The organism is Halalkalibaculum sp. DA3122 (assembly GCF_043951865.1).
GTDB lineage: Bacteria > Bacteroidota > Rhodothermia > Balneolales > Balneolaceae > JAMQKA01.
Genome location: NZ_JBINJF010000002.1, coordinates 103,114 through 117,521 on the forward strand (window position 1 = coordinate 103,114; position 14,408 = coordinate 117,521).

The following is a 14,408-nucleotide window of genomic DNA, read 5'->3' on the forward strand; positions in this document are numbered from 1 at the left end:
AAATCCAGTTTACCGGTACCCGAAATTACGGATCATATTCGGGTTTTCTCGCCACTTGTCCCGCACTTTAACATGAAGATCGAGGAACACTTTTTTGCCGATAAAATCCTGGATTTTTTGCCGCGCGTTTTTGCCCAGCTCTTTGATCGCCTTCCCGCCCTTGCCGATTAAAATGCCTTTTTGAGAGTTTCTGTTGACAATGATTTCCGCATTGATGTAGTCCAGCTCGTCCCGCTCATCGTATTGTATCACATCCACGGTGCAGGAGTACGGGATCTCCTGTTCAAACTGCATGAAAAGCTGCTCGCGGATCAGCTCGGCCACGAAAAAGCGTACCGGCTGTTCGCTGAGCATATCCTTCGGATAATAGGGCGGGCCCGGCTTCAGGTTTTGGTAGATGACCTCCATCAGCTCCGGCACGCCCTCCCCGGTGAGGGCAGAGATATAGACGGTATTGGCAAACTGGTAGGACTCCTGCAGGGATGCCACCATCTCCTGTTCCCGCTCGCGGCTGCTGATGTCCATTTTGTTGACAACCAGCACAATCGGTTTGTTCATGGTTTTGAATATGTCAAAGGCGTAGTCGGGCATGCGGTCTTCTCCGGCCTCCACCAAAAAGAGGATGATATCGGCATCGCTGCGTGCCCGGTCTACAAAGCTCATCATCGCTTTTTGCAGCTCGTAGCGCGGGTGGATGATGCCGGGGGTATCCAGGAAGATGATCTGCAGATTTTCTTCCGAATGGATCCCTATGATCTGGTGACGCGTGGTCTGCGGCTTGGGAGTGGTAATCGATATTTTGCTGCCCAGAATCTGGTTCATCAGGGTTGATTTCCCCGCGTTGGGCTTGCCAACAATGGCCACGTAGCCGGACTTGTGTTCCTCCTTGTTTGGATTCTCAGTCATTTATCTCCGTGGATGAAAATTCGAAATTTGAAATCATCTAAAGCTGAAATTTAATCGTTGTATTTGTTCATGATATTGAGAAACGCCTTTACCGTGTTCTCTAATCCGTTAAAAACAGCTGTTGAAACCAGGGCGTGCCCGATGCTTACATCATGTAGGTGGGGCACGGTTTTGACTAGTGCTTCAAGATTGTCGAGGTTTAATCCATGCCCGGCATTTACCTTCATCCCCAGGTTATGTGCGCGTTTAGCCGCCTCTTTCAGCCGCTGCAGCTCATGGTTTCGGGCCTCGTCGGTTCGCGCATTTGCATAGGTACCGGTGTGGAGCTCCACGGCGTCGCTGCCCAGTTCGGCCGCATCGTCAATATCTTCCGGGTTGGGATCAATAAACAGGCTTACTTCAATATCGGTATCCCTGTAACGGGGAAATACCCGGTTTCTGAAATCCTCAAACACGGTATCCATGCTCAGTCCGCCTTCGGTTGTCAGCTCTTCACGACTCTCGGGGACCAGCGTCACCAGGTGCGGGTCTACGTCGATACTTGTCTCTATCATCTCCTTGGTAGCCGCCATTTCAAAATCCAGGATGCCCCGGACCGACTCCTTCAGCCGGTAAACATCCGCTTCCCTGATGTGTCGGCGGTCTTTTCTAAGGTGAAAAACAATTCCGGCGGCCCCGGCCTCTTCGCATACGTGGGCCGCTTTCACAGGGTCGGGATATCCCTCTCCCCGGGCGTTTCGGAGTGTAGCTACATGGTCGATATTAACCAAAAGTCGCATATTGGTTACTTGTTAAGCATTTTCGGGTTGTGTTTCATTCTCTAAATATAGATCATTTAGAGGACAAAATAGACAGCCACGGCAACACTTTCTAATGAGGCATCTGATCATATACATAGTGATAACCACCCTGTTGACGGCTTGTGGTATTTCAACCCGACGTGCCACACACTCTTCGGGCAGTAGTTCCTCTTCTCCCGTGGCCTATTCCGTCAATAAATACAGTGAGACCCGGGTTTCATTAAAGCAGGCCTACCGCGACTGGAAGGGAACGCCTTACCTGCTGGGCGGCCGGTCGGCTTCCGGGGTAGACTGCTCCTCTTTTGTCAGCATTATTTTTGATGAGTATTTCGGCATCGACCTGCCGATGCATACGCAGCGATTACTAAACCGGGGCGAAGGCATCCGGCGACGCTCGGTACGCACCGGCGATCTTATCTTTTTTAAAACCGGTAGGCGAACCTTTCATGTGGGGATTCTTGTGGAAGATGGAGAGTTCCTGCATGCCTCGACCTCCCAGGGGGTGACGCTGAGCAGCCTGTATGACAGCTACTGGGCCAACCGCTACCTTGGGGCTCGCCGCGTAATGTAAGGTGGGGAAATATTTGTTATAACGGTAAAGCTAAAAAACGGGAGACTTTCCAAACTTTTTCAGAAGTCAAACGCAACGTAAACTCCTGCCAGGTTAAATATTGACGAGATCTTACATCTGATATCCTGTGGATAGCCGGTGACGTATCATTTTCAAGAAACCTTTGCAGAACCTGCTATTTTGAGGGAGGTAGTTGTACTACCGACCCTGGTGCCCTTTTAACGGGAGTACAACGCCCTCAGAACGAGGAGTTGAGGGTTTTGCAAAGCCCTCTTTTAAGTAACGAAAAATGAAAAGCACCGGGTGGCAAACCCGGTGCTTTAAAACTGGCAGCGAATGCTTATCCAGTGGGAGTAAGTTCAACGGTTAGCTTGGAATCGTCAGTAACCGTCACTGTTTTCTTCCAGGTTTGATACCCATCGGCAGAGATTTTGAATGTGTGGGGATCGTTCTCAATTTCTTCAAATACCAGTTGTCCCTCCTGATTGGTGGTATGCGGGGAATAGATTCCCAGGATTTGAATGTTGGCATTCATTAAAGCTTCCCCGGATTCAGCATCCACCACATTCAGCGTCAGCTTGTATTTTTCGGTATCTGAGTTGTTCTCCTGCGCATAGCTGGTGGAGAAACTCAAACTGAAGATAAGCGCCAAAATAGTGGTAAAAAATGTTGCCTTGTTAAAGTTAAACATAACAATAACCTGTATTTGTTAGGTTGATGGTTAAATATTCAGTGAATGCTACGTCTATTCTTATGGGAAAATTGCAGATTTGTTCCGTTAAGGACCAAATCCGGGAAAATTGTTACGTTTCACACTAAAAAGTACCAGACTTCTGCACTATCGTAAACTGAGGCAACAGTTACATCGCATCACTTTAAAGCAAATGCAGAGAACAATTTTGAGAGGCTGATTGAAAATGATAAAGCAGGGAACCGATAAGAGGGCTAAGCAACACCGTAATTAAACGTATTGAGAAGAGATGGCAATATTGCCAGTATATTGAATGGGTGTAAATAATAAGCCCTTGCAAGTCAACGACTTGCAAGGGCCAGAGTGCCCAAGAGAGGACTCGAACCTCCACGACCAAGATGGTCACATGCTCCTGAAGCATGCGCGTCTACCAATTCCGCCACTTGGGCTTGACAATAAAGAAAGTGCAATTGAAACAGGATGTGAGCAATTCCTGAAGCATAAAATTTCTATTCAACCCTCCAGCTGCTCAACTACTTACGGCACCATTTCAATTGGAGTGCAAATATAGGGATCTTGCGGGGGTAAATTCAATAGAGAATTTATTTAATTTTATGGCCTCGCCAAACAGCCCGGTGGAGTTGCGCAGATGCCAGATACATAATTCGTGGTATGTAATGCGAGAACAGGTATCCTCCTCTTTATTTATCACGCAGTACCCAAAATACTGTATTTCCAAAAAATGACTTTGAAACGAAATCTAAAACCAATAGTCTCTGCCATCTAGTCACTGGTCCTGTATATCGTCCAGCTGCGTACGCCCTCGCTGGTTTGGGCAATCAGTTCCTTGTAGCCATCCCCGTCCAGGTCGGTAACCACAGGATACTGCATGCCGCTAGTAGGAAGCGAATAGAGGCGCTCCCCGTCACGTACCTGCCAGGCATACAGCCGTCCGAAACTGGCAAGGCCGATAATCTCATCCGTGCCGTCACCATTGATATCGGTGATAAATGGGGAGAAATTTTGGGCCGCCGGCTGCCCCATGCTTGCCGTAAACCGCAGTTGTCCCTGTTCATTGATCAAAAAGAGGGAGCCGTTGCTGCTCATGGTCAGGATCATATCTTCGGAGACAGTCCGATCCTCGTCTATCTGTACAGAAGCAGAATGGAGGGAGGGCGTACCGGAGAGGGCACTGTTGGAGACATACACAGCCTGCAGTTCGTCCGTCTCCGTCCGGTTGCTGTACACGTCAACGGAGTCGGGAAACAGCGGCTCCCCGCCCACCGCGTAGAGATATCCATCGGCGGCCCCTCCCAGGATGTTCCCCTTGTGCAGCACGGGTGAACCGTTCAGGGAAGCATTAACGAACTTGGGAAAGTCGGCCTTGGGAGAGCCATCCTGGTTCCAGGCATGAACGGCGTTTTCCGAGAATGCCACTACCCCGATTCCACCCCTGAAAAGCTCAACGGCCGGTTTGCTGCGGATCACGGCATTGGTAGTTACCGGCCATCCGCTGATGTTTTCTCCGCGTCCGTCGAGCGCGTGAAGCTGCCGGTTGGCGGTGGCCACTACCGCTTCGGGCAAACCGTTTTGGTCGATATCGGTTACGGTGAGAGGCGTAGTGATAGTCTCGGTAAGCTCAAACGGAAATTTTGGGAGAGTAGATCCGGTGTCGTTCCACCCGTAGATTTTGTTGCCCGCCGCTAGCAATATCACCTGCTGGTTGGTGCCATACCAGTCATATACCACGGGAGAGCCGACGGGTTCATCGTTCCCGGTACTGGCCTGCATCACGGTAGTACCATCAGAGGCCAGGGCGTACACGCTGCCCGAAGTGGTGGCAAATATGATTTCATTGCGTGCACTGCCCCTCAGGTCGGAAAGGACCGGCGCCCCGGATAGTTCAGCGCCCCCGGTGGGAAACAACCACTGCTCTTCATAGGGAATATCGCTCTGTTGGCGTGTATAGGTGCGCATTTCAAATGCCAGCTGCTGCTCTTCTTGCAGCTGGAATGAGGCTGTCAGCTGATTGAATTGGGAGGTAATGGCATTCACATAGGTTCCCGGATCAAGATAGGTGCTGATGAAATCGTAGAAATCACTGTTGGCAAAAAGGTAGCCGCTCACCTCTTCGGGCAGATTGCTTCGTATGTCCATGTAATTCTGATCATAGTAGATCACCCGCCTTCGGTTGCGGTCAGATTCAACGATCTCTGCCAGTCCTTTCCGTTTTGATATGACGACCGCATCACCGGTGATATTCAGGTAGAAATCGGTGTAATTGCAGAGCTCGGAGCCGATCAGGCTTCCCAGTACCTGACTTTGAATAAAATAGGTGTCATCGGATTTTTGTATAAATTGCCGCGAGACGAGGTCATCGAGCTGGCCGGCGAGATCTGCGGGGTCCCGCAATTTGCGTAAAAACAGGTATTCCCCGGTAGAAAGAAATCCCGATTCGGTATAGGTAACAATGGAGAATTCGGCGTTCAGGGTTGCGGCAAGCGCGGAATACGGTCCACTTTCCGCCATTAAAAGGGAATCCAGCCGGGTGCTGTTGGGAACGGAATCCGGAGGAACCGTACGGGGGGGGAGACGAAAGATACCGAATGACGAGGCGTTGCCCGAAATATACCGGTCGAGCGAGATGGGAGCATTTTGGGATGAGAAAGCGTCGACCAACCCCGTCCGGTCATCTTCAGCCAGGGGAATATTCCCGGTAAAGCGGTACTGGCTGTTCTCCTCTTCGTCAGAAAGGGTTTCCAGATCAAGTACAACAGGCCCGGTTCCGCGGAAGGCTCCCTTGATGGACGGCCGATATTCAACTTTTGCGAGTTGCTCAATCCAGCGGTCCAGGGATGGAGTGTTCAATACCAGTGAGGAGGGCCGAAGCTCTGCAGGGTCAAGCTGGATGGATGGTACCCGGCCCAGGTATGCGCGGATAGCATCTTCAATTCCCAGGCTCGATTCTGAGAGAATCAACAGGCCGTGTAGCTGGCTGGCATAGATCACGCGGTTTTTGACGTGGAGTGTATAGATGACCTGCTGGTGAAAATTGTACCTGTTTTGGGTGAAATCCTTGTAAAACGTTTGGTGAAGGTTTTTTGCAAATTGGTCGGGAGCCTGGATCAGCCATACGGGTTGTAACTGATCATCTGCGCCCGGATAGAGTGCAAGGGCGTTGACCCGGAGGTTGACGGTGGGGTAGGAGTCGATTTCGGAAACAAGCTGAAGAGCCGAGGAGGTGATGTCATCCACAAACGGGGTATAGTCCTGCTCAAGCATCTCACGGGGAGAAAGTTCTTCAGAGGGAATAATAACGGCAGGCGTCGTTTGCGGAATCGATGTTACCCAGTGCTTTTCCGGGAGGCCCTGGCACGAAAGCAGTACGAGCGTCAACACTGTGCAAAGAACAGGAAGAACAAACTTCTTCATAAAAAATGGAATTGAAAATTCAGTGAAATAATGTTAGGGAATAGGATGTTTTATTTTATAGCTTATACCAACAACGAAAAAAAGTTTCGAAACTGTTACTTGCAAATCAGACAGCTCAAAAGTAATAATTTTAAAACTAAATGAATTTTTTGAATCCCTTTTTTTTGCTGGGGGCCTTGTCGGTGGCTATTCCCGTAGTCATACACCTCATTAACCTAAGGCGCCCGCAGAAGGTCTCATTTTCAACGCTCGCCTTTTTTGAAGAGCTGCAGAAAAGTACCATTCGCAAGATTCGGATCAAACAGTACATTTTGCTGGCCCTGCGCGTGCTGGCCGTGTTAATGCTGGCCCTGGCTTTGGCGAGACCGCTGCTGAGTCCCACACTGGGAGGTGCATCGGACGCCAATGAACCCAAGCTCGCTGTTTTGTTGATGGATAACAGTCCCAGTATGAACCGTATTGGGGCGGAGGGACCTTTTTTTGAGCAGGCCCGGGAAGTGGCAAAGCAGGTTGTCGAGCAGTCAAAGAGTGACGACCGGTTTATTGTTACGGGTACAAACCATTCAGAACAGGGCGCGCAGATGGTGAATGGGGCGCGTGCGCTGGACCTGATTGAGGAGATTTCTGTGACGAATACGGGTAACCAGATCAATCATGCTATTGAGATGGTGGCCAATCAGCTCAAGAATTCGGCGATGCAGCACGCCGTTATCTACCTGATCACTGATGCCCAGAAAAGCCAGCTGGACGACTTGAAGGAGCTGGATGACCTGCAACTGGATGAAAGCAGGCGGGTGGGACTGCAGATTATAACCCTCGGGGCCTCCAGCCAGCCCAATGTTGCTGTTGCGGATTTAGAGCTTCAGTCGCGGATGCTCAGCCAGGGAACCCCTGTTACCTTGCAGGTGGAGGTGCGTAATTATGGAGATGCGGGAGCTGCAAACCAGTTCGTTTCCCTGGAAGTGGAGGGCCGCATGGTGGGCCAGTATGAGGTTAACCTGGATCCGGGGGAAACAAGACAGCTCGGTTTTGAAATTGTACCTCAAAATGTGGGGGATATTGCGGGAAAAGTTGTGATTGAAGGGGATGAGATCAGCTACGACAATGAGCGCTATTTTGTGCTGAGGATTCCTGAGACCCGAACGGTGTTGTTAATCAGCGATTCGGAAGATGAGGCTTCGGAGTTTGTCTCCTACCTGCGCCCGGCGCTGGAGGCAGCCCGGCGCGCCAATACCCAGATTGAGTTTACCCGCCAACAACCGGAGGAAGTAGACCAGTCAACCTGGCTGCAGAATGATGTGATTATCCTGGACGGGCTGGAGGAGATTCCCGAATACTGGAGCGAGGACTTGCAGCGATATGTGCAAAACGGGAAGGGACTGCTCTTTTTACCGTCAGAGCAGGGAAGTATTGAAAACTATAACCGCTTCCTGGGATTGTTTAATGCCGGCCGGTTTACTGGAATTCGCGGTGAGTATGCCAGTTTTAAGCCGGTGGGCAGAGTAGCCGGGCTGGTAGAGGGGCACCCGATCCTGGAAGGGATGTTCGAGAAAGAGGAGGATGAGCAGATACAGGTAGATCTTCCCGAACTGTTTTATTATTACGAGCTGGAGCAGGCTTCCGGCACCGGAACGTATACCATACTTTCATCTACGACGGAGGATGAAATTTTGGTTGAACAACGTTTTGGCGACGGGCGGCTGTTGGTTTCAACGCTGGGTGCCGATCCCGGATGGTCCAATTTCCCGGTAAACGCGCTTTTTGCGCCGATCTACTTCCGGTCGGTACTGTATGCCTCGGCTTCTGAACAGGGCGGGCTCAACAGCCATGAGCTGGGCAGCACATTCGCCTGGAACGGGGTGTTGGCCAACCCATCCGTGGAATTATCACTAAATGACTTCACATACAAGCCGGAAGTGCAAAATATACCCAACGGTGTTTCCGTTCAATACACAGGAAGGGAATGGAATCCGGGTCTCCTCAAGATAAGCGCGGGTGATCAGCAGCGCCTGGTTGCCGTAAATCAAGAGGTGGCAGAGTCCGATTTTCAGTCATTATCAGAAGAAGAACTTGAAAATTTTTCCGAAATCCCCGTAACTATAACCACCGTATTGAATACGAATGAGCTCTCGCAAGACAACCTGGTTGCCGAGTTGCAGTCCGCCGGTATGGGGCGGGAAATCTGGAGTTGGTTTATCTGGGCTGCATTGGCACTGTTGGTCGCCGAAACACTCATTTCAAAGCTCTACAGGGCAGAGTCCATAACATGAACGAATCATCACTACCTGTCGAACCGGGATTTTTTATTATCCTGCTGGTTGCCACTTTTGCCTTTTCGGCAACAGTCATGGCTGCAGCCACTTTGTTGAATAAGTATCGACTGCGCAATGTACGGTTGAGCTGGAATGCAGGAAAGCTGAACGGGTATCCCCTGTTTTCAACCCTCTTTCTTTTTTTCAGCCTGGGACTTTTCGCCCTGGCATTCCACACGGGATCGGCCACGCACTGGGTGGGCTTTTTGCTCTATGTCTGGATGAGCGGCGGCTGGTTTGTCAACAGTTACCTGGCTTCAAAGCGGTATATTACCGACAACGGCATTGTCAAAAATATTAATGACCCTTCCCAGTCTGTGCAGTGGTACCAAATTCGGGACTACCTGGAACAGGATCAGGATCGATATCAGAAATATATATTTTTATACAAGGAGGATGAAGTAGACCAGGACACCCAGTTTGTCAGGCTGGAGCTGGATGTACCCAAAAAACATCTCGAGGACTTCCATAAACTGCTGGCGCATAAACTCGGAAGACAGATAAATTGTTATAATACAGCCAGCTTTGATCTGGAACAGTTTGATTTGAAGTGATACCTTATGTTACATTGACAAAAACGTTACTCACACCTGCATATTTTTGTTAGAAGACTTAAAAAAATCCGACATAATACAAGAACGGTCCCTCTTGGTGGGCGTATATGGCCCGGAAACGCCAAAAGTGGTAGCTGAGGAATATATCGAAGAGCTTGGCATGCTTACCAAAACGGCGGGAGGCATACCGATTGATACTATCCTGCAGAACAGGACCCATCCCGACCCCTCTACCTATATCGGTAAAGGGAAGTTAAGCACCATCCGGCGGATGGTGGGCGAACATGACCTGGAAACTATTATTTTTGATGACGATCTTTCTCCCACACAGATCCGCAACGTGGAGAGGGAAACAGAAGCAAAGGTGCTTGACCGCAGTGGACTGATTCTCGATATTTTTGCCACGCGGGCGCAAACTTCTGCGGCAAAAACCCAGGTTGAGCTCGCCCAGCTGCAATATTTGTTGCCCCGCCTTACCCGGTTTTGGACCCACCTTTCGCGGCAGCAGGGGGGGATCGGCACAAGGGGACCGGGAGAAACCCAGATTGAAACGGACCGCCGGCTGATCGACAAACGCATTACCACGCTGAAAGACAAGCTCGACAAGCTGGACCAGCAGCGCCAGACGCAGCGAAAAGGTCGCTCCGGAATGATTCGCGTTTCCCTGGTAGGATATACCAATGCCGGCAAGTCAACGCTGATGAATACCCTGACCGATACGGAAGTCCTGGCCGAAGACCGGCTGTTTGCCACCCTCGACTCCACCGTGCGCCGCTGTAATATCGGTCACCACGAGGTTTTGATATCCGATACGGTTGGCTTTATAAGGAAGCTGCCCCACAACCTGATTGAAAGCTTCAAGTCCACCCTCGACGAGGTGCGCGAGTCCGATATTCTTATTCACCTGGTAGACGCTTCGGCGCTGATGATCGAGGATTATATTGAAGTGGTCCGGGATACACTCGAAGACCTGGATGCGAAGGACAAAAAGGGAATCCTGGCTTTTAACAAAATTGACAAACTGCAGCCCCACCGAATTGCAGAGCTTAAATCTGCCTACCCGGATGCCATATTTGTGTCGGCGGAACGGGGTATCGGCATCGGAAAGCTCAAAGAGCAGATTGAAGTCCTGATCGAAGAAGACTACATCAAAAAAACGATGAAAATTCCCGCCGCAAAATATGAAGGAGTGGCGTTTCTGCATCGTGAAGCCCATATTCATTCTAAAGAATATGTGGGAGCAAACGTGAAGATAACCTTCAGCATTTCAAAAAAAGATTTTATGCGGCTGGAAAACTTGTTGGATAATATTGACTCTCCCGAATCAGTTGTTTAAATAGAAGTAGATAGTTCCATTAACCAACGATGCAGATATGCAGGCAGCAGATATACTTAACACCGATATAGCTCCACTCAGCGGGCAAGATACCATTACCGATGCTTTACAGCAGATGCAGGAGCTGGAGATCGACTGCCTGCCGGTTGTGGACCCGACGACAAAAAAATTGATCGGCCAGGTTCGCGGTTCGCAGTTGCGGGAAAAGGAAGATCCGCAGGCCACCATTGCAACCCTGGAGCTGGATGAACCGGTGAAGGTGTTCAGCCGCCAGCATATTTTTGAGGCGGCCCGGCTGATGCTGCAGTATGAGCTGCAGCTGCTCCCGGTCGTTGACGAGGAGATCACGTTTCTCGGGACGATAGAAAAGCAGCATATCCTGCAAACGCTTCCCGATATAATGAATCTGGTGACGAACGGCGCGATACTGACCATACAGCTGGAAAGGGTCGATTTTTCACTGTCCGAAATTATCCATTTGATCGAAGTGGAGGGGGCCAAAATCCTGGCTCTTTCCGTGGAGCGTCCAAAATCTGAGGGTGGAACGTTCAGAATTTCCATCAAGATCAATCTGAGAGATGCCTCCCGCATAACGTCGGCGCTGCGCCGCCATGATTATGATGTGATTGTTGACGATATCAGCAGAGATGTATTCGGGTTCGATATGGAAAACCGGGCCGATGAATTACTTAAATATATTGATATGTAGGTTATTCACTTCTTTTTGGATTGATTCCTCTTTAAATCTGGGAACATTTTTCGTATAGTTGGTATATTTTATACAAAACCATAAAGCAAAAGGCACCAAAATCTGAATGATCTCGATCCGGAATGTTTGTTACTTCTCCATCCTTCTGTTCATCTTGTTTCCGGTCATTGTATCAGGTCAGCAGAAATCGGACTCTCCTGAAGCCCTGTATCAAAAAGGGATAACCCTGTTTGACAGGGGCTTGTATGACGACTCGGCTGACCTGCTTGCACAGTTTGGTGAAAAATATCACGGCCATGAATTGCGAAAATCGGCCGAATTCTATCGTATCCGTGCGCAGGCCCGCCTCGATCCCGCCTCGAAAAAACACAATTATGAGCAGTATATACAGGAGTATCCCAATACCGAATTTGCCCGAAAGCTGCTGTTTGAACTTGCCAGCGCATCTGAAGCAGACAGCAATTATACAGAAGCATTACGGTATTATGAGCGTTCGCTGCAGCATAAGCCGCACGACCGGCAGGGTGCACAGATTCACTACTGGCTTGCGGAAACTTCGGTGCTAAACGGGAATAACCATCAGGCCCGCAACTACTTTTTGAGGCTTGCCGACCGGTATCCCGAGTCGGAGTGGGCGCCAAAAGCACTCTATTCGCGTGGCAGGCTTTATCTGAGTGACAGCAAATTTGATTCCTCCTCCATCGCTTTTGAGGTGCTCAAAGACCGCTACCCCAACCACGAGATGACCCGCCGTATCGGTACGGCCCTGGGAGAATCCTATTACCAGCAGGGAAAATATAAAGAGGCGATAACCGCTCTTGACAACGCCATGGCCTACCTCGAGGATGAGCTGCGTTCAAAGGCGGTCTACCTGATTGCGGAAAGCCACAACTACCTGAATAATTTTGATGAGGCCTCAAAATATTATCTCCAGTATATCAACATGAACAAAGGGACAGATCGGGTGCGCATTGCCCATTATGGTCTCGGGTGGATATACCACAAGCAGCAGATTTATCACTGGGCGGCCGACTCCTTCAGCAAGGCGGCGCAGGGAGATGACGAAACGGCCCGCAAGGCGCTCTATTACAAGGCGGTAAATGAAAAACTGGGCGGGCGGTACGACCAGGCGATCGAGACTTTCCGCAACTTCGGATCACAGTACAACGAAGGTCTCTGGGTAGAGGAGGCGTATTACGAGTGGGCTGTAACAGCTTACGAGATGGGAATCTATGCCGAGGCGATTGAAACGCTGCTCACCATTGTCCGCAATGACGATGACCTGGACTGGGCGGGAAAGGTGTATACCCTGCTAGGGGAGGCATATTATGCCAATAAAGAATATACCCGCGCCCTGCAGGCATTTGAGGAGGCCGAACAACTTACCGATATCGAGGACAACGTAAAACGCCAGGCGCGGTTCCAGAAAGCATGGGTACAATATCGCAACCAGGCGTATCAGCAGGCTCAGCCGGTGTTTGAGAGTATCTACAACGAAGCCCCGAACAGCGATCTCGGTAAAGAGGCCCTTTTCTGGAGTGCCGACTGCTACTACCAGATGGGACAGTACGGGTCGGCCAGCGACCGGTTTTCGGCCTTTGTAAATCGATACCCGGACCATGAGCTGAACGGGGCCGCACGCTATTCCCTGGGGTGGAGCTATTTTAACAACGGCGCGTACCAGAACGCCATCGACCCCTTTACCCGGTTCCTGGAGGAGTATGATCCGCCACCCATTGCACTTTACCCGTATGACACGGATGCGATATTGCGGCTGGGCGACTCCTACTACGCGTCCCACCAGTACGATGAGGCCATTGAAACCTACAAACGGGCGATCGGGGCCGAGCCCGGAGGAGATTATGCGATGTTCCAGGTGGCCAACAGCTATTACCGGGCCAACCAAACGTATGAAGCGGTGACCACCTTTCGCCGGCTTCTCCGTATATATCCCTATACCCAGCTCCGGGAGCAGGCGCAGTACAATATCGCCTATATCTACCTGAATACCGGGAATTATACCCAGGCGATTGATGAGTTTCAGGCCGCTATTAACAAGTACCCGAATACCAGCTGGGCGGCCCGCTCCCAGTATAATATCGGTGATGCATACTACAACGCCGGGGATTACGAAAAAGCGATAGCCGCGTATAAAAAAGTATTGGAGGACTATCCCCAAAGCGATTACCTGATCGAGGCGATCAACGGCATACAATACGCCCAGCTCTCATCGGGACAGCAGGATTCGAGTTCGGCGATTCTGGAGAGCTTCCTCGACGATCACCCCCAGTCGTCAACGGCAGATCGACTTCGTTACCGGCAAGCCGAAAACCTGTTTCAGTCGGGAGATTACACCGGCGCCATAGAGGAGTTTCGCCAGTATATCCGGATTACCAATAATCAGAACCTGCTGCCCGAGGCTCATTTCAGCCTGGCCAATGCGTATGAACAGACCGGAGAGATTCAAAATGCGATCGACTCATACAGGGCGATTATAGAAAATTATTCCGACTCTGAACAGATGGGCTCAGCACTGGTTGCATTGGCCCGCATCTACTACGAGCGCGGCGAGTATTCCACCTCCTTTCAGTACTACGAGCAGTTGTTGAATGAACGATCGGATTTCAGCATGGAAGCACACGTCGGCATGGGGCGGTCGCAGTTGGCCATGGGTAATGTGGATGCGGCGCGCAAGCATTATGAGGCGGCTCTTGAAGTAAATAACGACTATGACCCGGCAAAGGTGGGGCTGGGTAAAGTGGAGCTCCAGCAGGGGAATTACTCGGAGGCCCGCGATCTGCTGGGGCTCGTGGCTGAATCCAACACCACGGAAATCGGGGCGGAAGCGCAGTACCTGCTTGGCTATGTGGCTCAGCAGCAGCAAAATTTCAAGCAGGCGCTGGAAGCTTATTCCAACGTCAGCGTGCTGTACGAGGCGTTTGATGAATGGGTCGTCAAAGCGATGCTGAGAAGTGCGGAATGTTATATTCAACTGGGCAATACCGGAGAGGCGCGAAGCACGCTCAACGCCATCATGGAGAATTATACGGGAACCCCGGAAGCAGAAAAAGCTAAACAGATGCTCAACGCAAACTAA

General features: G+C 50.5%; 10 protein-coding genes and 1 tRNA gene. 6 read left to right on the forward strand and 5 right to left on the reverse strand.

What is annotated here, in order from left to right:
• Nucleotides 1-9: 9 nt before the first annotated feature.
• Nucleotides 10-906: a GTPase Era gene (era, locus tag ACG2F4_RS02235; RefSeq protein ID WP_395257871.1), complete on the reverse strand. Its 897-nt coding sequence runs from the start codon at nucleotides 904-906 to the stop codon at nucleotides 10-12.
• A gap of 50 nt (nucleotides 907-956) precedes the next feature.
• Nucleotides 957-1,685 carry a pyridoxine 5'-phosphate synthase gene (locus tag ACG2F4_RS02240; RefSeq protein ID WP_395257873.1) on the reverse strand — a complete coding sequence of 243 codons (729 nt, stop codon included), beginning with the start codon at nucleotides 1,683-1,685 and terminating at the stop codon, nucleotides 957-959.
• 94 nt (nucleotides 1,686-1,779) lie between these two features.
• Here ACG2F4_RS02240 and ACG2F4_RS02245 point away from each other — a divergent pair, with 94 nt between their 5' ends.
• Complete coding sequence (locus ACG2F4_RS02245; RefSeq protein WP_395257875.1) at nucleotides 1,780-2,277, forward strand: NlpC/P60 family protein; 498 nt, start codon at nucleotides 1,780-1,782, stop codon at nucleotides 2,275-2,277.
• Nucleotides 2,278-2,617: 340 nt separating this feature from the next.
• Here ACG2F4_RS02245 and ACG2F4_RS02250 read toward each other — a convergent pair whose 3' ends face one another.
• From ACG2F4_RS02250 to ACG2F4_RS02260, 3 genes are all read right to left on the reverse strand, one after another.
• Nucleotides 2,618-2,968, reverse strand: a complete 351-nt coding sequence (locus tag ACG2F4_RS02250) for a carboxypeptidase regulatory-like domain-containing protein (protein WP_395257877.1) — start codon at nucleotides 2,966-2,968, stop codon at nucleotides 2,618-2,620.
• A 364-nt stretch (nucleotides 2,969-3,332) separates the two neighbouring features.
• Nucleotides 3,333-3,417: transfer RNA gene (locus ACG2F4_RS02255), tRNA-Leu, on the reverse strand.
• A gap of 334 nt (nucleotides 3,418-3,751) precedes the next feature.
• Nucleotides 3,752-6,400, reverse strand: a complete 2,649-nt coding sequence (locus ACG2F4_RS02260; RefSeq protein WP_395257879.1) for a hypothetical protein — start codon at nucleotides 6,398-6,400, stop codon at nucleotides 3,752-3,754.
• A 140-nt stretch (nucleotides 6,401-6,540) separates the two neighbouring features.
• Between ACG2F4_RS02260 and ACG2F4_RS02265 the strand changes: the two genes are divergently transcribed.
• From ACG2F4_RS02265 to ACG2F4_RS02285, 5 genes are all read left to right on the forward strand, one after another.
• On the forward strand, nucleotides 6,541-8,670 hold the full coding sequence (locus ACG2F4_RS02265; RefSeq protein ID WP_395257881.1) for a BatA domain-containing protein: 2,130 nt from the start codon (nucleotides 6,541-6,543) through the stop codon (nucleotides 8,668-8,670).
• On the forward strand, nucleotides 8,667-9,266 hold the full coding sequence (locus tag ACG2F4_RS02270; RefSeq protein WP_395257884.1) for a hypothetical protein: 600 nt from the start codon (nucleotides 8,667-8,669) through the stop codon (nucleotides 9,264-9,266). The genes ACG2F4_RS02265 and ACG2F4_RS02270 overlap by 4 nt, the downstream gene beginning before the upstream one ends.
• 97 nt (nucleotides 9,267-9,363) lie before the next feature.
• On the forward strand, nucleotides 9,364-10,602 hold the full coding sequence (hflX, locus tag ACG2F4_RS02275) for a GTPase HflX (protein WP_395257886.1): 1,239 nt from the start codon (nucleotides 9,364-9,366) through the stop codon (nucleotides 10,600-10,602).
• 37 nt (nucleotides 10,603-10,639) lie between these two features.
• Nucleotides 10,640-11,311: a CBS domain-containing protein gene (locus ACG2F4_RS02280; protein ID WP_395257888.1), complete on the forward strand. Its 672-nt coding sequence runs from the start codon at nucleotides 10,640-10,642 to the stop codon at nucleotides 11,309-11,311.
• Between the two features lie 106 nt (nucleotides 11,312-11,417).
• Entirely contained in the window at nucleotides 11,418-14,408 is a 2,991-nt protein-coding gene (locus ACG2F4_RS02285; protein WP_395257890.1) for a tetratricopeptide repeat protein, read from the forward strand.

Coding starts and splice junctions, on each gene's coding strand:
- ACG2F4_RS02270 (WP_395257884.1), top strand. CDS start 8,667: ATGAACGAATCATCACTACCTGTCGAACCGGGATTTTTTATTATCCTG.
- ACG2F4_RS02240 (WP_395257873.1), bottom strand. CDS start 1,685: ATGCGACTTTTGGTTAATATCGACCATGTAGCTACACTCCGAAACGCC.
- ACG2F4_RS02245 (WP_395257875.1), top strand. CDS start 1,780: ATGAGGCATCTGATCATATACATAGTGATAACCACCCTGTTGACGGCT.
- ACG2F4_RS02285 (WP_395257890.1), top strand. CDS start 11,418: ATGATCTCGATCCGGAATGTTTGTTACTTCTCCATCCTTCTGTTCATC.
- era (WP_395257871.1), bottom strand. CDS start 906: ATGACTGAGAATCCAAACAAGGAGGAACACAAGTCCGGCTACGTGGCC.
- ACG2F4_RS02250 (WP_395257877.1), bottom strand. CDS start 2,968: ATGTTTAACTTTAACAAGGCAACATTTTTTACCACTATTTTGGCGCTT.
- ACG2F4_RS02260 (WP_395257879.1), bottom strand. CDS start 6,400: ATGAAGAAGTTTGTTCTTCCTGTTCTTTGCACAGTGTTGACGCTCGTA.
- ACG2F4_RS02265 (WP_395257881.1), top strand. CDS start 6,541: ATGAATTTTTTGAATCCCTTTTTTTTGCTGGGGGCCTTGTCGGTGGCT.
- ACG2F4_RS02280 (WP_395257888.1), top strand. CDS start 10,640: ATGCAGGCAGCAGATATACTTAACACCGATATAGCTCCACTCAGCGGG.